This is a genomic window from Arthrobacter sp. TS-15, from assembly GCF_006964045.1.
In the GTDB taxonomy this organism is placed as follows: domain Bacteria; phylum Actinomycetota; class Actinomycetes; order Actinomycetales; family Micrococcaceae; genus Arthrobacter.
In genome coordinates, this window is the sequence record NZ_SDXQ01000036.1 from 60,615 (window position 1) to 83,119 (window position 22,505).

Consider the following 22,505-nt stretch of genomic DNA (forward strand, 5'->3'; position numbering starts at 1 on the left):
GCTCTTGGGAGGATTGTAACTCCGAAGACTGGGCGCCGCCCCCAGCTTCGCTGGCGGAGTACCGCGACACAGCGGCCTTCGCCGCGAATGTGCAGGGGTGTGAGAGAATGAACATGGCCGGACGTCGATCCACATTCGACACCCGGTCCGGTGACTTTGTTCCCAAGACCGCCAGTATGAGCTGGGCATGCCCGGATCACGTGATCCTCGGTGGGCCCGCCATGACAATGGACGGCACCTGGTTGTGGCAGCAGAACAACGGGTTCCAGAATAAAGCCGCCGGCCTTCCAGGGCTGCCGCACCCCAATGCTGGTGCGAACCGGGAGGCATACTGCCGACTTCTGTCAACGCCTGCGGGTTTTGACAATATTTGCTCCACTGGGCGCCGGATGTGGCGGCGTCGCTGGGGCAGGAGTGTTGCCACATATGGATAATGACCAGGTTGTAGCCGTTAATGACGAGGCAGCTCCCGCGGAAACTGCGGAAGCGCCCAAGAAAGCCACCAGGACCCGGCGCAAGGCAGCGCCGAAGGTTGCTGCTGACGTAGAGGCGCCTGCGGCTGACACGCCGGCGCCGGAAGCGACCCCGGAGGCCACCAAAGCGCCGGTGCGCCGCACCCGCTCCCGCAAGAAGGCAGAGCCTGCCGAGCCTTTGCCCGGTTTGGGGGATGACGCCACTGCCGCGCCCGAAGCCGCCGCAGAAGCCGCGCCCGAAGCGATGGCCGAACCTGCCCCCGAAAAGCCGGTCCGCCGCCGTCGTACCGCCAAGCCCAAAGCTGAGGTAGCCGAGGCACCCGCAGCTGCGGAAGCCGTGGCGGACAGCACGACGCCGGAAAAGGCCTCCCAGCCCGAGGCACCTGCCGCTGAAGCAGCTGCTGACGAGACTGAAGCCCAAGCCGCCACCGAGGAACCCGCCGAGGAAGCCGCTGCTGCCGCCTCCACATCATTGTTCATGGAGCCGGTTTCCATCACGTCCATGATCTTCCAGGCCCCGGACCTCACCACCGTTCCCCGCGTTGCCCCGGTTGAAGAAAAAGCCGAGGAGCCCGAAGAAGAAGCCGAAGTCCCTGCCGACGGCGAGCTGGAAGACGCTGGTAGCCGTCGTCGTCGCAGAAGCCGGGGCCGCCGTGGTCGCCGCGGAACCGAACGCGATGAGAACGAGGCCGAGGACGGCACCGAGACTGACGATGAAGAAGCGCCGGCACCTGAAGCCCTTGAGGAAGGCGTGACGTCTCGTCGTCGTCGCCGTCGTCGTCGTGGAGACCAGGATCTTGAACTGACGGGCGGCGCGGATGATGATCCGCCCAACACGGTCACCCGCGTCCGTGCCCCCCGCCCCATCACCGAGACAGCTCCGTCAAACCGCGTGACCGGTGTCAAGGGCTCCACCCGGTTGGAGGCCAAGAAGCAGAGGCGCCGTGAGTCCCGGGAGACCGGCCGCCGCCGCCAGGTCATCACCGAGGCCGAGTTCCTTGCCCGCCGCGAATCGGTGGACCGTCAAATGATCGTTCGCCAGCGCGACGACAGAATCCAGATCGGTGTCCTGGAAGACGGTGTGCTCGCCGAGCACTTCGTGTCCAAGACCCAGCAGGACTCCCTGATCGGCAACGTGTACTTGGGCAAGGTCCAGAACGTGCTGCCGTCCATGGAAGCTGCTTTCGTGGACATCGGACGCGGCCGCAACGCCGTCCTGTACGCCGGTGAAGTCAACTGGGACGCGGTCAACCTCGAAGGCCAGCCGCGCCGGATCGAGAACGCCCTGAAGTCCGGAGACTCCGTCCTGGTTCAGGTCACCAAAGACCCCGTGGGTCACAAGGGTGCCCGCCTCACCAGCCAGATCTCCTTGCCCGGCCGCTACCTTGTGTACGTGCCCGGTGGTTCCATGACCGGCATCTCCCGCAAGCTGCCCGACGTCGAACGCAACCGACTCAAGCGCATCCTGAAGGACCGCCTGCCGGAAAACGCAGGTGTCATTGTCCGCACAGCCGCTGAGGGTGCGTCGGAAGAAGAGCTGACGCACGACATCAACCGTCTGCGTGCCCAGTGGGAAGGCATCGAAGGTCAGGCCTCCTCCACCAAGGTCCTTGCCCCTGAACTGCTGTACGGCGAACCGGACCTCACTATCAAGGTGGTCCGTGATGTCTTCAATGAGGACTTCTCCAAGCTGATCGTCTCCGGTGACGACGCCTGGGACACCATCGAGGCATACGTAACCTACGTTGCCCCTGATCTGGTGGGCCGCCTCGAAAAGTGGACCAAGGATCAGGACATCTTCGCTGCATGGCGCATCGACGAGCAGATCCATAAAGCCCTGGAACGTAAGGTCTTCCTCCCGTCCGGTGGTTCGTTGGTCATCGACCGTACCGAGGCCATGACTGTGGTGGACGTCAACACCGGCAAATTCACCGGCAGCGGTGGAAACCTTGAAGAAACGGTCACCAAGAACAACCTTGAAGCGGCCGAGGAAGTGGTGCGCCAGCTCCGTCTGCGCGACATCGGCGGCATCATCGTCATCGACTTCATCGACATGGTCCTCGAATCCAACCGCGACCTCGTCCTGCGACGCATGGTGGAGTGCCTGGGCCGGGACCGCACCAAGCACCAAGTGGCCGAGGTGACGTCCCTGGGCTTGGTCCAGATGACACGTAAGCGGATGGGCACCGGCCTTCTTGAGGTATTCGGTGAGCAGTGCGAGCATTGCGCCGGACGTGGCGTCGTCACTCATGACGAGCCCGTTGAACACCGGCGCGCCAACGTGGTGGCAGCCGAGCAACACCGCCCGCACTCCGAGGTACAGCAGCCAGCTGCACGGACGGAACGCAAACGCCGCCGCGGGAAGGGTGGGGGACAGGCCGTAGCCGAAACCCCTGCACAGGTCCATACGACGACGACTACCCCGGTTGCCCCCGCGACCCCGACTGAACCGCAGGATCCTGCCCGGCAGGCCAAGGCGGAGGCCACCAGGGCTGCCCTGGCAACCATTGCCGCTGCGGCGCACGCCGCGCACCTGCACGACGACGAAGTTCACCGTGCAGAAGAGCAGGCACGGGCGGCCGGCCAACACCAAGGGACGGCCGACGCCGGATCCGGAACCTCAGCCGGCAACGAAGCGGGGGCATCAGCACATGAAGCCGCCAACCGCGATGCAGCCGCCCAGGAAGCCAGGTCCACTCCGGTCCTGCGCTTCGGCGGAGAAGAAGTTGCGTTGCCGTTCGTGGAGCATCACGAGGAACCGCAGGCAAACAAGCCTGCCATGAGCCTGGACCTCCTGGCGGAAGCGTTCTCCCACCTTGGCGCCGCTCCGGCATCTGAGGAACAACCCGCTCCGCTGGCCGTACAGGAGCCTGCTGTGGCCCGGAAGGCTGACGCACCGGCGCGGGTTGAGGAAGATCCTGAGGCTTCGGCATCTCCGCGGGGTCGTCGTGGTCGTCGCAACCGCAGTGCCAGCCGGGCTCAGGGTGCGGCCAATGAAACCAGCGTCGAGCACCATGTGGTGACGGCCTCGGCCCCCCAGGGCTCGTCCCATGAGGCCAAGGCGCCCGTGGAGCCAGTCAAGAAGGCGCCGGCCTCCGAGCCCATCATTCTAGGAGTCGGGGTTCCAGCCTCGGAGCTTTAGTCACGGCCGAGCCGCTCTCCGCGGCCAACATCGGCTGAAAGGGCCCTGCGCTACCTGCCTCCGGCGGTAGCGCAGGGCCCTTTCGCGTTGCCTTGAATCCTTGGCGGGGGACGCGTTCCACGGTCACATCCGGGCTCCCGGATGGTTCGGTACCTGCAGCACCAGGCTTCCCGGCTAGGCTAGGGGACTGACACGGGGTGCCGGGCGATGGGCCCGGCTGAGATCCAGACCCGTTGAACCTGTCCGGTTAGCACCGGCGAAGGGATGTCCTCATGGCTGCATCACTACATTCATCTGTGTACCCGCTCCACTCGGTATACCCGCTGGACGCTCACACGTCAGCCCGCCAGGTCCCGCGCGTTCTCACTATTGCCGGTTCGGACCCTTCCGGCGGTGCCGGAATTCAGGCGGACCTGAAGAGCATTGCAGCGTTGGGTGGGTACGGCATGGCTGCCATTACGGCTCTCACCGCGCAAAACACAGTGGGGGTGAGCGCAGTCCACGTCCCTCCGGCGCATTTCCTGCGTCAACAACTGGAAGCAATTAGCGGCGACATCATCGTTGATGCCGTCAAGATCGGAATGCTCGGCGATGCTGCCGTCATTGCCCAGGTCCGGGACTGGCTCGAAGAGGTGCGCCCCGCCGTCGTGGTTCTTGATCCGGTGATGGTGGCCACCAGTGGCGACCGGCTGCTGCGGGAGTCCGCGGAGAATGCCCTGCGTTCACTGCTACCCCTGGCCCACCTCATTACTCCCAATGTTCCTGAGCTTGCCATGCTGCTGGGGGAGCCTGAGGCAGCAGACTGGGCTTCGGCACTGGAGCAAGGCAAGCGGCTTGCTGCGGAGTACGGAAACACAGTTCTGGTCAAGGGTGGCCACTTGCCGGGCCCGGAATGCCCGGATGCCTTGGTGAACACCACAGGGCTTTTGTCACGGGATGTTGTGGAGGTATCAGGTCCCCGCGTGGCGACGCGCAACAGCCACGGAACCGGTTGCTCTCTTTCGTCCGCCCTGGCCACCGTCCAGGCCCGCACGGGCAACTGGGAAACATCACTGCGGGAAGTAAAGCCCTGGCTACTCGGAGCTTTGACAGCCTCGGCGGAACTCCAGGTAGGCCGGGGGAACGGTCCGGTGCATCACTTCCATCACCTCCAGCGAGCGTCAGCCCCGGGCGCCTTCGCTGCGGCTTTGTGGGAGGCGGCCGTTCCGGAACTCGAATCCATTCATGGACTTCCCTTTATTCAGCAACTCCAATCCGGCGAACTCCTTGAACGTGATTTCACTTACTACCTCGCCCAGGATGCGATCTACCTCAACGGGTACTCCCGGGTCTTGGCACGTGCCGGCGCCCTGGCCCCCACGGAAGAAGAGCAACTGTTCTGGGCCAGGTCATCGCAGCAATGCCTGGAGGTAGAGTCGGAGTTGCACAGGACGTGGCTAAGCAGCCGTGAAGCGCCGACCGCACTGGGGCCGGTCACCAAGTCCTACGTGGACCATTTGCTGGCAACGTCCGCTTCCGGCAGTTACGCCGTGGTTCTCGCCGCAATACTTCCTTGCTTCTGGTTGTACGCGGAGGTGGGGCGGCAGCTCCATGCCAATTACCTGAATGCGGGCGCCGCGGCGGACCATGCGTATGCCGACTGGCTGACGACCTACGCTGACGAGGACTTCGCCGCGGCAACGCGGAAAGCGATCAGCCTCACGGATGCTGCGGCGGTCGCGGCTTCTGATACGGAGAGGGCCGCGATGATGGAGGCCTTCACCCAGTCCTGCCGTTACGAGACCGCATTCTTCGATGCTCCCAGGCTGTTTGCCTGAGTTTGCCGGGCGTCACTTTGGCAGGGTTCCCTTGGGCGGATTCGATGCGATTGCGGGGACACTTCCGCGCGTCGCTGGCCGAATCGCGTTAATCTCGCGCAAACACGGTAGGCTGTATGGGCACGGTGCCGGGAGAGTCCGTATCAACTGGTGACGCAAGTCACGAGGTAGCCTCCGGACTCGGCCTCATTTGCAGACGAAGGTCAAACTAGCGTAATCTTGATCTTCGGTGCTTACGCCAACACTTGGGTTATGCCCCTTGGAATTGTTCATGGGATGACTCGCGGGCTTCGATCAGAAGTCCACGGCGTTGAGGCACAGCGCGAACCAGGCCTGATTCCGGTTCAAGGTTCCGCACGCAAATTTTGTAATAAACGTCGAGAGAAGTGAGTACCCAAGTGGTGTACGCGATTGTCCGCGCAGGCGGCCGCCAAGAAAAAGTTTCCGTTGGAGACTACGTAACGCTGAACCGCGTCCCCGGTGGAGCCGGTAGCACGCTTGAGCTGCCCGCATTGCTCCTGGTTGACGGCGACAAGGTCACTTCCGCTGCTGCGGAACTGGCCAACGTCAAGGTCACGGCTGAGATCCTCGAAGACCTCCGTGGTCCGAAGATCGTCATCCAGAAGTTCAAGAACAAGACCGGCTACCGGAAGCGTCAGGGTCACCGTCAGGAACTGACCAAGATCAAGATCACCAGCATCGCGTAACTTTCGTTACCGCTGTTCAGGTTTTTCAGTTTCCCCAGAAATTTAGAGGCAGGCATTTCACATGGCACACAAAAAAGGCGCGAGTTCCACTCGCAACGGTCGTGACTCCAACGCTCAGTACCTGGGCGTCAAGCGTTTCGGTGGTCAGGTAGTTTCCGCTGGCGAGATCATCGTTCGCCAGCGTGGAACCCACTTCCACCCGGGTGCAGGCGTCGGTCGCGGTGGCGACGACACCCTGTTCGCACTGCAGGCCGGTGCGGTTGAGTTTGGTACTCGCCGCGGCCGTCGCGTAGTGAACATTGTTGCTGCTGCAGCTGCAGAGTAACAACAAGTTCTGAACCGGTGGAGCGGGCCAAACGGCCCGCTCCACCGTTCTTTTAACCGCATTACAATCGACTAGGGCGCCGTAGCGCACTGGTTTTTGCAACAGCGCTGGCAACAGCAACAAACGCTGTAAGACAGCAACTGAGGAGATCCACGTGGCGAGCTTTGTAGACCGGGTAGTCCTGCACGTATCCGGCGGAACCGGCGGCCACGGCTGTGTCTCTGTCAAGCGTGAGAAGTTCAAGCCCCTCGGCGGCCCTGACGGCGGCAACGGCGGCAACGGTGGCGATGTCATCCTTCGCGTCTCCGCCCAGACCACAACGCTGCTCGACTACCACCACGCTCCCCACCGCCACGCCACCAACGGCGGCCCAGGCATGGGTGACTGGCGAGGCGGCAAGAACGGTGAAACCCTGATTCTTCCCGTGCCCGATGGCACCGTGGTCAAGACCAAGGACGGCGAAGTCCTGGCTGACCTCGTTGGCGAGGGCACTGAGTACATTGCGGCCGCCGGTGGCCAAGGCGGCCTCGGCAACGCATCCCTTTCATCGCAGAAGCGCCGGGCGCCGGGCTTTGCCCTGCTGGGCATCGAAGGTGAATCCAGTGACATCGTCCTGGAACTGAAGTCCATCGCAGACATCGCCTTGGTCGGTTTCCCCTCTGCCGGTAAGTCGAGCCTCATTGCGGCCATGTCTGCTGCCCGGCCCAAGATTGCCGACTATCCCTTCACCACCCTCATTCCCAACCTTGGCGTGGTGCAGGCCGGCGACGTGCGCTTCACCATCGCCGATGTTCCTGGTCTGATCGAAGGCGCCAGCGAAGGCAAGGGCCTGGGCCATAACTTCCTGCGGCACGTAGAGCGCTGCGCTGCGCTGGTTCACGTCCTTGATTGCGGAACCCTTGAATCAGACCGTGATCCCCTTTCCGACCTCGCAATCATCGAAGCCGAACTCGAGAAGTACGCGGTAGACATGAGCTATGCCGGCGTTGACGGTGAAGTGGTGCCACTGAATGAGCGCCCCAAGTTGGTAGTCCTCAACAAGGTGGATCTTCCTGACGGCAAGGATATGGCCGAGTTCGTCCGTCCGGACCTTGAAGCCCGCGGATACCGAGTTTTTGAAGTCTCGGCAACAAGCCACGAAGGTTTGCGTCAGCTCGGCTTTGCCATGGCTGAGATCGTCCAAGCAGCACGTAACGCCGTGCAGACCGCGCCTCCCAAGGTGGCACCTCCCGTCCTGCGTCCGCGCGCCGTCAACGAGTCCGGATTCAAGATCCGCCGCGAGGAGAAGAACCTCGAGCCCCTGTTCCGCGTATTGGGTGAAAAGCCTGTGCGCTGGGTCAAGCAGACTGACTTCACCAACGAGGAAGCCATTGGCTACCTTGCCGATCGTCTTGCCAAGCTTGGTGTGGAAACTGAGCTGTTCAAGGTTGGCGCCAAGCCCGGCGACACCGTGGTCATCGGTGAAGACGATGGCGTGGTGTTCGACTGGGAGCCCACCATGATGGCTGGCGCTGAACTCCTCGCAACGCCCCGCGGGACTGACATCCGCGTCGCGGACATCGGTGACCGTCCCACACGTTCACAGAAGCGCGATGAGCAGATCGAGCGCCGTGAGGCCAAGGCTGCCGCGAGGGCCGAGCTCGAAGCGGAGCGCAAGGCTGGTATCTGGACCGAATCCGTCAGTGGTCGGCGCGCGCAGGCAGTGAAGGAAAGTCACCTGGATTCCGGTGATGACGACTAGGACTGTCGACGCTCCGGACACCGCTGAAGGACTCGAGCGTCAAGCTCTCGCCACCGCCAAACGAATTGTTGTCAAAGTGGGGTCATCCTCGCTGACCAGCATCAAGGGTGGCATCTCCGAGAAGTCCCTCACCGGGCTGGTTAATGCCCTTGCTGACAAGCGCAATGCAGGCACGGAGATCATCCTGGTGTCCTCGGGTGCCATCGCCGCCGGTCTTGCCCCCTTGGGTTTGGCCAAGCGGCCTAAAGACCTGGCCACGCAGCAGGCTGCCGCGAGTGTTGGGCAGGGCCTCCTGATGGCGCGGTACACGCAGGCGTTCAGCGCCCACGGCGTGACCGTCAGTCAGGTTCTGCTGACCGCCGATGACCTCATGCGCCGAACGCAACACACCAATGCCTTCCGGGCGCTGGACCGATTGTTGAACCTCGGCGTGGTGCCGGTAGTCAATGAGAACGACACCGTGGCCACCCACGAGATCCGCTTCGGTGACAACGATCGCCTGGCTGCCTTGGTGGCGCACCTGGTTCGCGCCGACGCGCTCGTGCTGCTCTCCGACGTCGACGCCCTCTACGACGGCCCGCCTTCCCAAGGCGCCCAACGCATTCCGCTGGTCCGAGGTCCGCGGGACCTTGAGGATGTGACCATCGGCAAGGCAGGCAAAGCCGGCGTAGGAACCGGCGGCATGATGACCAAAGTGGAAGCTGCGTCCATTGCTGCCGGCTCGGGCATCCATGCCTTGGTCACGTCCACGGCCAACGCTGCGGCAGCCTTGTCCGGCGGGGATGTGGGAACCTGGTTCGCCGTGAATGGCAATCGCAAGCCGGTCCGCCTCCTCTGGTTGGCGCACCTGGCCACGGTCCAGGGCCGGTTGATGCTCGACGACGGCGCAGTGAAAGCCGTGCGCGACCGGCACAGGTCACTCCTTCCCGCAGGCATTTCGGACATCAGCGGTGACTTCGAAGCCGGCGACCCCATTGAGATGGTTGCCCACGACGGAACGGTGGTGGCGCGCGGCTTGGTGAATTACTCTTCCGATGAACTCCCGCGCATGTTGGGCCGCACCACCCAGGAGCTGGGCCAAGCCATGGGCCGCGGCTATGACCGCGAAGTTGTTCATGTTGATGATCTGGTGCTCCTGAGGGCATCGCGCTCATCTAAACTTGGAGCATGACTGAAGCGCTGACCCCTGACGCCCCTGTGATCTCTGATGTTTCCGGTACCCCCGGCCAGACGCCGGAGAACCCTGCAGCAGGCGGCGCGCCGTTGTCACCGGAAGATGTCCAGGCTGCCGTTCACGCCATAGCGGACCGCTCCCGTAAGGCTGCCCGCCGTATGGGACAGGCAAACCGCGCATGGAAAGACCGCGCGCTGCGCGCCATCGGAGCTGCCTTAGTGGAGAACCGGAAGCATGTATTGGAAGCCAATGCCAAGGATGTTGCCGTAGGCCGGGCAAACGGCACCTCAGCAGCACTCCTGGACCGTTTGACCTTGACCCCCGCCCGTATTGACGGCTTGGTGGCTGCTTTGGAAAACCTGGCCGGATTGCCCGATCCTGTGGGCAACGTGGTCCGGGGCCAGACACTTCCCAATGGACTGCGCCTGCGCCAAGTAAACGTCCCCATGGGTGTTGTGGCCGCCATTTATGAGGCCCGGCCGAACGTCACAGTAGATATTGCCGGCCTTGCATTGAAGAGCGGCAACGCTGTGATCCTTCGTGGAGGTTCCGCGGCGGCCAACACCAACGAGGCACTTGTCCGGATTCTTCGCGAAGCGTTGGATTCCGTTGGCCTGCCCGCTGACGCGGTGCAGACCGTGGACCAGTACGGCCGCGAAGGAGCCAACGTGCTGATGCGAGCCCGCGGCCGTGTGGATGTCCTCATTCCCCGCGGTGGGCGCGATCTCATCCAAACGGTGGTGACCAACTCTTCCGTGCCTGTCATTGAAACCGGCGAAGGGAATGTCCATATCTTCATCGACGAGTCCGCGGGTGAAGAGATGGCCGTAGAGATCCTCCTCAACGCCAAAACTCAGAGGCCCAGCGTCTGCAACACCGTAGAGACCCTGCTGGTGCATTCCGGGTCCACGGTTCTGCCTGCCGTTGCCAAAGCCTTGCGTTCGGCCGGTGTCACCCTCCACGTGGATGATCGGATCGCTGCTGCTTTGGGCAAGGACGTGGAAACCGTTCCTGCCGACGACGAGGACTGGGCCACCGAGTACATGGATCTCGATCTGGCCGTCGCTATGGTGGACAGCTTGGATGAAGCAGTCAACCACATCCGTACCTGGACCACCGGACACACTGAAGCGATCCTCACCAACAACCTGGCAAACGCTGAGAAGTTCATCGCGGACATAGATTCCGCAGCTGTGATCGTCAATGCCTCCACCCGGTTCACTGACGGCGGCGAGCTAGGCCTCGGAGCCGAGGTGGGTATTTCCACCCAGAAGTTGCACGCCCGGGGTCCCATGGGCCTCACGGAGCTGACCACCACCAAGTGGATCGTCCAGGGCGAGGGCCAGATCCGCGGCTAGCAACGCGGTAACATAGAACAGAAGTCCGGAACGGCGGGGAGTCCCGCCGTCGAAAAATCCTTTGAGAACCAACTAGGGGAGAAGATGCTGTTTCAGCAGATCGCCACGTCCATTGCCGCCCAAACTGAAGGCGGCCACGAGGAACTCGCTCCGCTGTGGGCCGAGCCGTGGGTCTTCGGCGCAGTGATGTTCGCCCTCATGCTGGTTCTCCTGTTCGTAACCCTCGCCTACACCAACCTTGGCAACCGCCATGAGGCTGTGGAAGAGCACGCCGATCCGCACCGCCAGCACCCGAACAAGCACACGCACGGCCAAGGCCACTAACATTATCGCCGCAACACCGCGTGGGGAGGCGGGGCGCAGGCTCCGGCTGGGCGTGATGGGTGGAACGTTCGATCCCATTCATCACGGCCACCTTGTTGCTGCCAGTGAAGTGGCAGCAAAGTTCGGCCTGGATGAAGTGGTCTTCGTACCCACAGGCCAGCCGTGGCAGAAGTCCCACAAGCTGGTCAGCAGGCCTGAGCACCGCTACCTGATGACGGTCATCGCTACAGCCTCCAATCCCCGGTTCACTGTAAGCCGGGTGGATGTTGACCGTCCGGGGCCTACTTTTACCATTGATACCCTCCGCGATCTCCGTGCAGAGCGTCCTGACGCCGACCTTTTCTTCATCACCGGCGCAGACGCTTTGGCTCAGATCCTTTCGTGGAAGGACGTGGACGAGTTGTGGTCCTTGGCCCACTTCGTTGGCGTCACCCGTCCCGGGCATGAACTGCACGACATGGGCAGGGATGACGTCAGCTTGTTGGAAGTTCCTGCCATGGCAATCTCCTCCTCGGATTGCAGGACCCGCGTGGGTGCAGGGAATCCGGTTTGGTACCTGGTGCCTGACGGAGTGGTGCAATACATCGCAAAGTATGGACTGTACGCGGCGCCACCCATCGAAGCAGATCTGACACCCGCACTGTCCGGATCAGACGACCAAGCACGTACTGAATGAGTTTTGAATGAGCAGCCAGGACCAGCGACCCATCCGCAGCAGGCGTGAGCTTCGGCGTGCCCGTGAAGAGCGCCCCGAGGAACAGCACGTGGATATTTCCGCGCCTGAGAAGGTAGAGAATCCTCCGCATGCCGACCGTCCGAACGGCCGCAATCGCCGCGCCGCCGATGTTCCGGTGGATGCCGTAGGGCCTGCGGCCCAGGAACGGTCCTCTCAGATCCGTGCCCGGGATCGTGCGGCCCTGCGCACCATCAAGGAGCTGGCCGACAAGGAGGAGCAGCTCTCCGGTGGGGGTCCGCCCACGCGTCGCCAGCTGCGCCTCCAGCAACTTCAGGCTGAAGTTGCCACCTCCATGAATCCGGTTGTCCCCATGCCTGCCGGATCGTCTGCTGCGTCCGCGCCAGCCAAGCAACAGACTGCAAAGGATACGGCCAAAGAGGACGAAACCGCACAAGAGGCACCCCAGCCGGAGGCCGCCAACAAGCCTTCCAGCGCTCCCGCGGAGTCCGAAATGTCCGTGGAACAGGCGCTTGCAGTTCGGCAACTGATCGCCGCCCAGGTGGAAAACCAGACGGCTAAGCTGGAACATATCGCCGAGCAGGATCCCTTGGCCGTGGATCCTGATGTGCTGGCTCAGCAGATTGCCCTCGCGGAGCGTGCTGCAGTCTTGAACAAGCGTGCTGCTGCCAAGCAGAAGCTTGCTGAGAAGACCCAGATGGATTCCGGTAAGACCCCTTCGGATTCCGGCAAGACCCCTTCGGGTTCCGGCGGGAACGGGAAGTCGCCCACGGCGGACGCAGGACCGTCCACGGCAAACAACCTCGCGATGGTGACTCCACTGGAGTTCGTGAAGATGCCGGGGATTGAGCGTCCCGTCATGAAGCGCCCCAGCACCACGTTTGTTCCGCTGATTACCTCAGCCGGGCCTACAGTCGACTCCGGACAAACCCAGGCCAAAAAGTCGGGATCCCGTGGCCGCGCTGGCGTTCTGGCCCGTGCAGAGGCGGTAGCGAAATCGGCAAGGAAACGTCCTGAGCCGGCGGGGGAGCCCAACGAAGAAGCCCAGCGCACACCAGTTTCGGCCAGCGCGGCGTACGGCCTTGATCCTTTGGATGCCAACACTGCGGGCTTGGCCCGCGCTCAACGTAACAGGCTGTTGCAATTCGGCGTCCTGGCGCTGGGCCTTGTGGCCCTCATCGTCGGCATCATCATGATCACCAGCGGCTAGTTCCGCTGGAGAGTAACTATCGCTGCAAAATGGCTCACGAACTATCGCTGTACAAATGGCTCACGCCAAACACAGGCCATTGGCCACAACAAGGAGTACCCCGTGTCTGCACATGAACAATCCATCACACTCGCTCGTCACGCTGCGCGTGCCGCGGCTGAGAAGCTTGCCGAGGACATCGTCGCATTGGATGTCAGCGAGCGTTTGGCGCTCACTGACGTTTTCCTGATTGCGTCGGCTCCCACCGAGCGTCAGGTCAACGCCATTGTTGACGGTATTGAGGAAGAACTGATGAAGCAGGACCTTCGTCCTGTACGCCGCGAGGGCCGGTCCGAAGGTCGTTGGGTCCTCTTGGACTATGCCGACATCGTGATCCACGTCCAGCACTCCGAGGACCGGGTGTTCTATGCCTTGGAGCGGCTCTGGAAGGACTGCCCTGTGGTGGACCTCGAATTGGGCGATGACGCTTCTGCCAAGGCTGTTACCGCGGAGGATTCCGGGCACTAGGAGCAGCAGCCTGCCGAAATATGTCCGATTTGGAATTTTCGGAAATGCTGTTCTAAGATATTTGAGTTGCTTCGGCGCGGGTAGCCGAAAAGCTGATCGCGAAGCAGCAAGAATATGGGGCTGTGGCGCAGCTGGTAGCGCACCTGCATGGCATGCAGGGGGTCAGGGGTTCGAGTCCCCTCAGCTCCACCAACGAGGTCCTGTCTTTTTCATGATTCATGAAGAGGGCAGGACCTTTTTGCGTTGGAAAAACGTCCCCGCGGAAAACTGGCTAGCTGGAACTGGTTGGCTGCAGAGCCGGCAGCATGAACTCCCACATCTGTTCGATCCTCAGCAGGACGTCTTCACGTGATGTAAGGACCTCGGAAACCATCTGGACTCCAGTGAAGGATGCAACCAGATATCTGGCAAAGGCGGCGGCATCCAGGTCGGCACGGACGGTGCCGTCCGTGGCTGCCTGTCGCAGCAGCTGCTCCGCTGTGTTGATCCAATCCTGGTAGGGGCCCGAGACGTCAGCGTCGAACGCGGAGGCTTCGAAAGTCAGTCGTATGCCGCCTTGGACCAAGGGTTCGTCCAGGAGTTGTTGCCCGAACATCCTGCAGAGGCCTATGAGCCTGTCCAAGGCAGGGGCTTCCGATGCTGCTATTTCAGATCCTGCCGCCTGTACGATTGCGTGCTGTTCCTCGATGACAGCCAATGCCAACTCCCGCTTCGAGGTGAAGTGGAAGTAGAGCGCACCCCTGGTGACGCCGGCGCGCTTGGTGATGTCGGTCAGGCTTGCGTTGCCGTAACCGATTTCCGCGAAAACGCGGGCGGCACCTTCAATGACGGAAAGCCTGGTGTCTTTCGCACGTTGCTGCATCGGTGGTGGGTGGCCTCTCGGGTGAGTCAGGAGACGGAGGGGTGGGCCGCCGTCGAGACTCCACAACGCTACCACCGGGGGCGCGACGGGCCTCAGCAATCCTAAACCGACTGAACGGTTTGGTTTTAGTGCCAGGAAATTCTAGACTTCAGGGGGAGCCATGCCGTTTGGTTGAGGGCGGCTCCGGCGCAGCTGGTTTTGGGGGGAGGTGCGGTGGAATGATCCAACGCACCTCGGCTGCGGCAACCTCGGCGGGCCAACCTATCGCGGTGATGCAGGTCATATTCAGACGATTTCGCTTCTCAAGCGATTGTGGTTAGTATTGACGAGTTGCTTCGACGGGAAGAGAAATCATTCCGCTTGGAAGTAGCGGATTTGCACTATAAATCCGGGGCTGTGGCGCAGCTGGTAGCGCACCTGCATGGCATGCAGGGGGTCAGGGGTTCGAGTCCCCTCAGCTCCACTTCGGTTGAAAGACCCCGCTCATTGAGCGGGGTCTTTTTCGTTGTCCGTGTGGATTCGGGGTTACTCGGCGGGGCGCGCGAATTCGGCGCCGCTGACAAACTCGACGCCTTGGAACGGTTGGTCGCCCACCACGCGGGCGTTATGACCCGGCGGGATGCTGTAGGAATCACCGGCTGAAATGTTGATCTTGCCGCCGTCGGTGGTTTCTACTTCCAAGTTGCCGGAAACGCAGAATCCTACGTGGCTCAATTCGCACGAGTCGGTGCCCACTACAGGTTTGATGCAGTCGGCCCACGTCCAGCCTGGTTCGAAGGTCATCCGGCCGATTGTGTATTCGCCCACGGTGACGAGGTCCAGCACCGTCTTGTTGGGTCGCCTCGTTTCGTCGGGAGAGTTGTGGGACTTTACTTCAAGGTTCGTGACAACATTGACACTCATGGCTTCTCACAGAGGGAGGGGAGCCCAATTGATGGGTAGATCCCGGTGCCTGGCTCCAGGGGTCGCCGTGATCTGTGCCTGCCGCCTCCGTGGTTGCCACTGGAAGGCATGACAGGTGTTTGCGTCCTGCAAGCACTAGGTTCCTCCCACGCCACCGTAAAGTCGAGACAGTTATGCATGAAAGCGAGAAACTCAACGTGACGGTAATGGATGTTGAAGCGCTCTTGGGCGGGTTGAGTAGGCTTCCTGACGTCGAGGCGGACAACCTTCAGGCTTTTGATGCCACAGACAGGCTCCTGCTGGAGACGGCTACAGATCTGGTTGGCCCCGACTCCAAGGTGGTTGTCATTGGCGACCGCTACGGCGCCCTGACGTTGGGCGCCCTGGCAGGACTCGCCGTCGGGCATGTACGCGTAAACCAGGATCTGTTCTCCGGAAGGCTGGCGCTGGAACGTAACGCAGTTTCTGCCGGCTTGGAGGGTCGCTTCACCGGACACGAACTGAGCCGGGAGCTATTGGACGACGCCGACGTAGTGCTTTTGCAGTTGCCTAAGTCGCTGGCTGAGTTGGAGGAAATCGCCGACGCCGTAGCCAGGTTTGCTGCCCCGGATGCGGTCCTGCTCGCCGGAGGTCGCGTCAAGCACATGTCGCTCGGCATGAATGCAGTCCTGGAACGGTACTTCGCATCCGTCCAGCCGCAACTTGCCCGGCAGAAATCCCGGGTTCTGGTGGCGCGTGAGCCCAAAGCAGCGCCGAATGATCACCCTTTTCCGGTGGTGGAGTCCCTTCCGGAATTGGGGATTACGGTTTGTGCGCATGGCGCTGCTTTCTCCGGCGCACGCCTGGACATTGGCACGCGCTACTTGCTGACCTTCATGGACCGTATACCGGCTGCCCGCCAGGCTGTTGACCTCGGTTGCGGGACCGGTATCCTCGCCATGATGTACGCACTTCGCCATCCGGATGCCCTTGTGGTCGCCACCGACCAATCCGCTGCGGCCGTCGCTTCAGCAAAGGCAACAGCGAAGGCCAACGGACTGGGGGAGCGGGTGGCAGTGATCCACGATGACGCCATGTCCACCCTTGAACCAGGCAGCGCGGACCTCATCCTGCTGAACCCGCCGTTCCACTTGGGCGCCAGTGTTCACGCCGGCGCAGCTCTGAAAATGTTCCAGGCTGCTGCGCGGGTTCTCGCCCCTGGTGGAGAGCTGTGGACCGTCTACAACAGTCATCTGCAGTACCGCGCGGCACTTGAACGGCATATCGGGCCGACGGTGGAGGAAGGCCGGAATCCAAAATTCACGGTAACGCGGAGTCGGAAGTCTTAAGCGGTGCCATCAAGGATCTGAGCACATGGCTGCCGCTGGCACACTCAACCGGCATCGTTACCAAGCCCTGATGCCGGTGTCAGCGTGTGCTCATATCCCCAACGGCGGCGGTATCGTACGATTCAGACAAAGACCAACTTCGACGAAGTTCATCCCAATGACTAGGGGCATCAGTGACTGAGATCCGGCAGCCGACACCGAGGCGCGGAACCAACCTTCCCCGCATGGGGGACTTTAATCTAACTGTCATTCTGGAGGCGATCCGCCGCTCATCAGGTGGGCTCAGCCGTGTGGAGTTGGCTCAGATCGTGGGACTTTCCCCGCAGACCATTTCCAACATTTCCAGGCGTCTGCTGGATCAGCAGTTGATCGTGGAGGCCGGCAAGGAGGGCTCTGGTCCGGGCAAGCCCAGGACCATCCTGCGCCTGAACCCGGCCGGAATGTACGCTGTGGGCGTTCATCTGGATCCGGCAGTCATCACCTTCGTAGTTCTGGACCTGCTGGGTGAGGTCGTCAAGCATTCCCGGATGGCAACTCCCGGTGGTGATCCGGCCGGGGTGATCACCAGCATCGCCGGGCAGATCAATATCCTCATTGAGGAATCAGGGGTCGATGCGTCCAAGATTGCCGGGCTGGGCGTTGCTGTCCCAGGACCCATCGACCTTGACGAAGGTTCGGTGGTGGAGCCTCCGCTCCTGACGCGGTGGAACCGTGTGCGCATCCGGGAGGCCTTAGCCGAGGCCACCGGCATGGAAACCTTGGTGGACAAGGACGTGACCAGTGCTGCCGTTGCGGAAACCTGGGCAGGCGGCGCCAGCGGTGCCGGCAGCTTCGTGTTCATGTACATGGGAACAGGCATCGGCTGCGGCATTGTCCTCAATGATGAAGTGGTGCGCGGTACCTCGGGCAATGCCGGCGAAATCGGCCACATCGTGGTGGACCCGCAGGGTCCGCTGTGTGATTGCGGACTGCGTGGCTGCGTAAAGTCTTCCTGCATCCCGCAGGTGCTGGTGGCCGAAGCCGAAGCCGCTGGTGTGCTGGAAGGGCATCGTGCTGGTGCTGACGGCCCCGAAGTCCAGGAACGGTATGCCCAGTTGTGCGACGCTGCCGACGCCGGTAACGGCAGGGCAATCGCCATCTTGGACAAGTCCGCAACCCTCGTTGCGCGTGCCGTTTCCATAGTGACCAACACCCTGGACGTGGAGCGCGTCGTTTTCGGTGGCCCGTTCTGGGGGCGGATGTCGCCTTACTTCATGGAACGTGTTCCGGAACTGTTGGACAAAAACAACGCGGCCCGCATGATCCACGATCTCGAAGTTGTGGGATCTGGCGTGGGCGAGGACGTTGGAGCCATCGGTGCCGCCTGCCTGGTTTTGGAGCACATGCTGGCACCACGGGCGCAAAGGCTCCTGCTGGAGGGCTAGTTAGTAGTAGGACAACTGAATAACCATAAGGCTCGGCCACGTCGCAGGTGTGTCACGGTGAAGTATGGGGGCTGTAGCCACGTTCGACTGAATGGAGCACCATGCGCCGTCCTGTGATCAAAGCGCCACTGAAGTATGCGCCAGTGAAGTTTGCCGCAGCGCTTGTTTCCGTCGCTGCCGTATTTGCGGCAGCGACGTCCTGTTCGCCTACGCCTGAGGCCACGGTGAGCAAGACCCTGAAGATCGTTTATCAGAAGAGTGACTCGTTCACGGCCCTGGATATGGTCATGCAGGACGCAAAAAAGGAATTCGAAGCGTCCAATAGCGGTGTGACAGTGGACCTCCAACCCATCCAGGCCAACGACGACGACTACGGGACCAAATTAGCCTTGGCCCAGCGGTCAGCTGATACGGCACCTGACGTTTTCTATGAGGACACCTTCAAGGTGCGTTCCGACGTCGACGCCGGGTACCTGCTCAAGCTGGACAGTTACCTTGAGAAGTGGGATGACTGGAAGTCGTTCAACGACGCAGCCAAGGAGGCCGGACGTGCGGACGACGGCGGTATTTACGCGGTCCCGCTGGGCACCGATACCCGGGCAATCTGGTACAACAAGTCCGTCCTTCAGAAGGCTGGAATTCCGGTGCCGTGGCAACCAAAGACCTGGGACGAGATCCTCACGGCCGCCCGCGCCATCAAGGCTTCTGATCCCCAGGTCATCCCTTTCACCATGTACGCAGGTAAGGGGACCGGCGAGGGCACGGTCATGCAGAGCTTTTACGAGCTGCTGTATGGCACTGACAGCAGTTTGTATGACGGGGACCAGAAGAAATGGGTGGTGGGTTCCCAAGGGTTCAGGGATTCCTTGGCTTTCCTCAAAACCCTCTATGACGAGAAACTGGCCGTGAGTCCTGCCGAAGCCCTGGACGCCAACGTCTGGAAGAAGGTTTTTGGCGAGTGGTTCCCGCAAGGCAAACTGGGCGCAACCGTGGAGGGTTCCTATTCGCCGTCGTTCTGGCAGAAGGGCGGCGCCTATGAGTGGGCCGGGTACGAGCAGGAAATGGGTGTCGCGATGTTCCCCACGCAGAAGGGGCAGGATCCCGGAGGTGTGAGCATGTCCGGCGGTTGGACACTGGCTGTGGGGGCGAAGAGCAAGAACCCTGAGCTCGCCTTCAGCTTCCTCACCACGGCGCTGAACAAGAAGAATGCGCTTGCCTTCGACGTCAATAATTCCCAGATCGCCGTGCGTACGGATGTGGCATCGGATCCGGGATACTTGGCGGCCAACCCGTTCGTGAAGGACGTTTCAGAGCTGGTGAAGGTGACGCACTACCGGCCCGCGACGGCCGATTACCCCAGAATTTCCACGGCCGTCCAGGTAGCTACGGAATCTGTGATCACCGGTAAACAGAGTCCTGAGGAAGCAGCAGCTGAATACGATGCCACCGTTCGGAAACTGGTAGGTGAGGACAAGGTTCTGGAGAAATGAGAATTCGCCGCTTCCTGCGGCTGCTGCCGGTATTTCCTGCCGTTCTTCTGCTCCTGGTGTTCCTGCTGGCTCCTGTGGCGTGGTCTTTTTATGCGTCATTCACGGACGCCGCGTTGTCCGGTAAGGCTGCCAGGGATCCGCAGTGGGTGGGAGCAGACAATTACGTCCGGATGTTCAGCGATGATGACTTTCCTTTCTCCGCCTGGCTCACGGTGGTGTTCGTCGTGGCTTCCGCAGTGCTGGGCCAGAATGTGCTGGGTTTACTCATTGCCCTGCTGATGACCCGTTCGCGCAAGGCAGTGGCAGCGTGGGTGGGTACTGCAGTGGTGGCGGCCTGGGTGCTTCCGGAGATCGTGGCGGCTTTTGCCGCTTACGCCTACTTCAACCGGGACGGGACGCTCAACCAGGTAGTGGGCGCCTTGGGAGGTGAGGGGCCGGATTGGTTGTATTCCTTTCCCTTGGTGGCAATCGTGCTGGCGAACACGTGGCGTGGAACTGCGTTTTCCATGCTGGTTTACCGTGCGGCGTTGGCTGATGTTCCCCGGGATGTGGCGGAGGCTGCGCTCATGGATGGAGCGCGCGGCTGGCAACGCCTCGCGTTCATCACGCTTCCGCTGATCCGGAGCAGCATTGCCACTAACTTGATGCTGATCACCCTTCAGACGTTGGCAGTGTTCACCCTCATCTGGGTGATGACTGCAGGTGGTCCGGCCAATGCCAGTACCACGTTGCCCGTGTTGGCCTATCAGGAGGCCTTCAAGTTCGGTGACATCGGCTACGGCACAGCTGTGGCGTCTGTACTGATTCTGCTGGGAATGGTTTTCGGCGCGGTGTACGTGAGGCTGCTACGGGAGCAAAAGACATGACTATCAAGGCGAAGCTGGGCGCGGACGTCGCCCTTGCGGTGATCGGGGTGTGCTTTGTTGCGCCCCTGCTGTGGTTGCTGTTGGCTTCCGTTGATCCTCAGGCCGGCTACCAGACCAAAGTTCCTGTGGCGCCGTCCACTGAGAATTTTCGAGCGGTGATGACTCCTGAGTTGTTGTTCCAGCCCTTGGCAAACAGTTTCCTGTTATCGGCGGGCACTGCTGTGGTGAATGTGCTTGCAGCTGTGCTTGCCGCCTACCCTTTGTCCAGGTATCAGTCCAGGTTCAACAAGCCCTTCCTGTACACGATTCTCTTTGGGACATCGCTCCCCGTGACGGCCATCATGGTGCCGGTCTATGGCCTGTTTGTTCAGCTGCAGTTTCTGGATTCAATGGCGGCGACCATCTTTTTCATGGCCACCACAACTTTGCCCATGGCGATATGGATGACCAAGAATTTCATGGATTCGGTCCCTCGTGAGTTGGAGGAAGCGGCATGGGTGGACGGTGCATCTACGCTGGCGGCGCTGCGGAGCATCGTGTTGCCGCTGATGCGGCAAGGACTCGGAGTGGTGTTCATCTTCGTCTTCATTCAGGCGTGGGGGAACTTCTTCGTCCCGTTCATCCTGTTGTTATCCAGCGCTAAGCAACCAGCCGCTGTCTCAATCTTCAGCTTCTTTGGCCAGCACGGTGCAATTGCGTACGGCCAACTGGCCGCGTTCTCCATCCTGTATTCGGTCCCCGTGCTGGTGCTCTACGCGCTGGTATCCCGTGGCATGGGAAATTCATTTGCCCTGTCCGGTGCTATGAAGGGTTAGCTTTCTGTCAGTCGATGTCCTCGATGATCTCGCCATACGGTATGGACTCGTCCAGGTGGGCTTGATGTCCGGTAGGGCCCCTGTTGAAAGTGATTCGTACGCCGTGCCGCTGGTCTGCTGCGGATTGGAGCAGGACCGGCCGTACGGCGTCGATGACATGCTGGTCCTGGGAAGCGAGGTAGTTCTGATAGGCGGCTGGTAGCTGATGCATGGCAAAAGGATAGACCTCCAAAGTCCACATGGGGAGGGGTCCCCATTGCCACGCTGCTTCAGGAAGGCTTGGATAGAGTGGCCGTTTCACATCAACGCCAGCGAGGGGACCACGAGTGCAACAGATCACAGCCATGGCCGGAATCGACGCACCGGATATGGCCCGTGCCCAGCAACTCGTGGGTAGCATCGTCCGCAGCTTCGAAAACAAAGTGGTAGGCCAGGCCAGGCTGCGTGAGACATTGGTTATCGGCTTATTGACCGGCGGCCATGTGCTGTTGGAAAGTGTTCCCGGTCTGGCTAAGACCACAGCGGCCCAAGCCATAGCAGAATCGGTCAGTGCGGAGTTCCGCCGGATACAGTGCACGCCGGACCTGCTGCCCAGCGACATCGCAGGCACGCAGATATTCGACGCCGCCAAGGGGACATTTGTCACGCAGCTGGGGCCGGTTCACGCAAACATAGTTCTGTTGGACGAGATCAACAGGTCCAGCGCCAAGACGCAAAGCGCCATGCTGGAGGCCATGCAGGAGCGTCAGACCTCCATTGGGGGTGAAACCTATCCTTTGCCGCAGCCCTTCCTGGTGCTCGCGACGCAGAACCCCATTGAGCAGGAGGGGACGTATCGTCTTCCCGAAGCACAGATGGACAGGTTCATGCTCAAGGACGTTCTTGACTATCCGAGCCCTGCGGAGGAAGCGGAAGTCATCCGCCGGATTGACTCCGGCGTTTTCAGTGCAGAGCAGAAGCCTCCGGCCGCTGCTTCCCTTGACGCCGTGGTCCAAGTCCAGGAACTCGTGCGCCGGGTATATATAGATCCCGCAATCGTCCGGTACATCGTCGGACTCGCCTATGTCACCCGTAACGCTTCCCAGTACTTGGAGCCCCGGCTGGCTAACGTGGTGGAATTCGGGGCCAGCCCGCGGGCGAGCATAGCCTTCAGCCAGGCAGCCCGCGCCATGGCGCTGCTCAAGGGGCGTGACCACGTCATTCCCGAGGACGTCAAGAACCTTGCGCATCGGATCCTGCGTCACCGCATCATCCTCGGATTCGATGCCGTGGTGGAGGAAATCTCCGTGGAGACCGTGATCGATGCCGTGGTGGCGTCCGTGCAGACGCCGTAGCGGGCCCGGAC

Annotated in this window: 20 protein-coding genes, 2 tRNA genes and 1 riboswitch; of the genes, 19 read left to right on the forward strand and 3 right to left on the reverse strand. The window is 61.5% G+C overall.

Annotation, left to right across the window (positions count from 1 at the left end; all coding sequences use genetic code 11):
• Positions 1-426: 426 nt before the first annotated feature.
• The 12 genes from EU811_RS14220 (at position 427) to EU811_RS14275 (ending at position 13,664) form a co-directional block, all read left to right on the forward strand.
• A complete protein-coding gene (locus tag EU811_RS14220) occupies positions 427-3,615 on the forward strand; it encodes an Rne/Rng family ribonuclease (RefSeq protein ID WP_165450191.1) in 3,189 nt (1,062 codons plus the stop codon).
• Between the two features lie 183 nt (positions 3,616-3,798).
• Positions 3,799-3,897: riboswitch (TPP riboswitch) on the forward strand.
• Positions 3,888-5,432 carry a bifunctional hydroxymethylpyrimidine kinase/phosphomethylpyrimidine kinase gene (gene thiD / locus EU811_RS14225; RefSeq protein ID WP_142939007.1) on the forward strand — a complete coding sequence of 515 codons (1,545 nt, stop codon included), beginning with the start codon at positions 3,888-3,890 and terminating at the stop codon, positions 5,430-5,432. (Overlaps the previous riboswitch by 10 nt.)
• Before the next feature lie 398 nt (positions 5,433-5,830).
• A complete protein-coding gene (gene rplU / locus EU811_RS14230; protein ID WP_018777818.1) occupies positions 5,831-6,139 on the forward strand; it encodes a 50S ribosomal protein L21 in 309 nt (102 codons plus the stop codon).
• Between the two features lie 61 nt (positions 6,140-6,200).
• A complete protein-coding gene (rpmA, locus tag EU811_RS14235; protein WP_003803426.1) occupies positions 6,201-6,464 on the forward strand; it encodes a 50S ribosomal protein L27 in 264 nt (87 codons plus the stop codon).
• A 154-nt stretch (positions 6,465-6,618) separates the two neighbouring features.
• Positions 6,619-8,205 (forward strand): GTPase ObgE, encoded by a 1,587-nt coding sequence (obgE, locus tag EU811_RS14240; protein ID WP_142939008.1) that lies wholly within the window; start codon positions 6,619-6,621, stop codon positions 8,203-8,205.
• Positions 8,195-9,376, forward strand: coding sequence for a glutamate 5-kinase (gene proB / locus EU811_RS14245; protein WP_142939009.1), 1,182 nt, complete (start codon positions 8,195-8,197; stop codon positions 9,374-9,376). Before obgE ends, proB begins: the two co-directional genes overlap by 11 nt.
• Positions 9,373-10,737, forward strand: coding sequence for a glutamate-5-semialdehyde dehydrogenase (locus tag EU811_RS14250; RefSeq protein WP_142939010.1), 1,365 nt, complete (start codon positions 9,373-9,375; stop codon positions 10,735-10,737). Before proB ends, EU811_RS14250 begins: the two co-directional genes overlap by 4 nt.
• A gap of 84 nt (positions 10,738-10,821) precedes the next feature.
• Positions 10,822-11,061 carry a hypothetical protein gene (locus EU811_RS14255; protein ID WP_142939011.1) on the forward strand — a complete coding sequence of 80 codons (240 nt, stop codon included), beginning with the start codon at positions 10,822-10,824 and terminating at the stop codon, positions 11,059-11,061.
• Complete coding sequence (gene nadD / locus EU811_RS14260; protein ID WP_446698052.1) at positions 10,988-11,737, forward strand: nicotinate-nucleotide adenylyltransferase; 750 nt, start codon at positions 10,988-10,990, stop codon at positions 11,735-11,737. Before EU811_RS14255 ends, nadD begins: the two co-directional genes overlap by 74 nt.
• Before the next feature lie 7 nt (positions 11,738-11,744).
• The gene (locus tag EU811_RS14265; RefSeq protein WP_142939013.1) at positions 11,745-12,965 is read left to right on the forward strand and encodes a hypothetical protein; all 1,221 of its coding nucleotides are present in this window, start codon (positions 11,745-11,747) and stop codon (positions 12,963-12,965) included.
• Positions 12,966-13,067: 102 nt separating this feature from the next.
• Entirely contained in the window at positions 13,068-13,472 is a 405-nt protein-coding gene (gene rsfS / locus EU811_RS14270; protein ID WP_142939014.1) for a ribosome silencing factor, read from the forward strand.
• Between the two features lie 116 nt (positions 13,473-13,588).
• Positions 13,589-13,664, forward strand: a tRNA-Ala gene (locus EU811_RS14275).
• 79 nt (positions 13,665-13,743) lie between these two features.
• Here EU811_RS14275 and EU811_RS14280 read toward each other — a convergent pair.
• The gene (locus EU811_RS14280; protein ID WP_142939015.1) at positions 13,744-14,334 is read right to left on the reverse strand and encodes a ScbR family autoregulator-binding transcription factor; all 591 of its coding nucleotides are present in this window, start codon (positions 14,332-14,334) and stop codon (positions 13,744-13,746) included.
• Between the two features lie 390 nt (positions 14,335-14,724).
• On the opposite strand from EU811_RS14280, the gene EU811_RS14285 reads away from it, so the two are divergent.
• Positions 14,725-14,797 (forward strand) — tRNA-Ala (locus EU811_RS14285).
• 62 nt (positions 14,798-14,859) lie between these two features.
• On the opposite strand, the gene EU811_RS14290 is transcribed toward EU811_RS14285, so the two are convergent.
• The gene (locus tag EU811_RS14290) at positions 14,860-15,237 is read right to left on the reverse strand and encodes a cupin domain-containing protein (RefSeq protein WP_142939016.1); all 378 of its coding nucleotides are present in this window, start codon (positions 15,235-15,237) and stop codon (positions 14,860-14,862) included.
• A gap of 173 nt (positions 15,238-15,410) precedes the next feature.
• Between EU811_RS14290 and EU811_RS14295 the strand changes: the two genes are divergently transcribed.
• From EU811_RS14295 to EU811_RS14315, 5 genes are all read left to right on the forward strand, one after another.
• Entirely contained in the window at positions 15,411-16,565 is a 1,155-nt protein-coding gene (locus EU811_RS14295; protein WP_238703410.1) for a class I SAM-dependent methyltransferase, read from the forward strand.
• A 224-nt stretch (positions 16,566-16,789) separates the two neighbouring features.
• Complete coding sequence (locus EU811_RS14300) at positions 16,790-17,989, forward strand: ROK family transcriptional regulator (protein WP_165450192.1); 1,200 nt, start codon at positions 16,790-16,792, stop codon at positions 17,987-17,989.
• Between the two features lie 101 nt (positions 17,990-18,090).
• Positions 18,091-19,479, forward strand: a complete 1,389-nt coding sequence (locus tag EU811_RS14305) for an extracellular solute-binding protein (RefSeq protein WP_142939019.1) — start codon at positions 18,091-18,093, stop codon at positions 19,477-19,479.
• Positions 19,476-20,345: a carbohydrate ABC transporter permease gene (locus EU811_RS14310; protein ID WP_142939020.1), complete on the forward strand. Its 870-nt coding sequence runs from the start codon at positions 19,476-19,478 to the stop codon at positions 20,343-20,345. The genes EU811_RS14305 and EU811_RS14310 overlap by 4 nt, the downstream gene beginning before the upstream one ends.
• Entirely contained in the window at positions 20,342-21,160 is an 819-nt protein-coding gene (locus EU811_RS14315) for a carbohydrate ABC transporter permease (protein ID WP_142939021.1), read from the forward strand. Before EU811_RS14310 ends, EU811_RS14315 begins: the two co-directional genes overlap by 4 nt.
• Before the next feature lie 7 nt (positions 21,161-21,167).
• On the opposite strand, the gene EU811_RS14320 is transcribed toward EU811_RS14315, so the two are convergent.
• On the reverse strand, positions 21,168-21,371 hold the full coding sequence (locus EU811_RS14320) for a hypothetical protein (RefSeq protein ID WP_374206998.1): 204 nt from the start codon (positions 21,369-21,371) through the stop codon (positions 21,168-21,170).
• A gap of 115 nt (positions 21,372-21,486) precedes the next feature.
• Between EU811_RS14320 and EU811_RS14325 the strand changes: the two genes are divergently transcribed.
• Positions 21,487-22,494 carry an AAA family ATPase gene (locus tag EU811_RS14325; RefSeq protein ID WP_142939023.1) on the forward strand — a complete coding sequence of 336 codons (1,008 nt, stop codon included), beginning with the start codon at positions 21,487-21,489 and terminating at the stop codon, positions 22,492-22,494.
• Positions 22,495-22,505 lie beyond the last annotated feature (11 nt).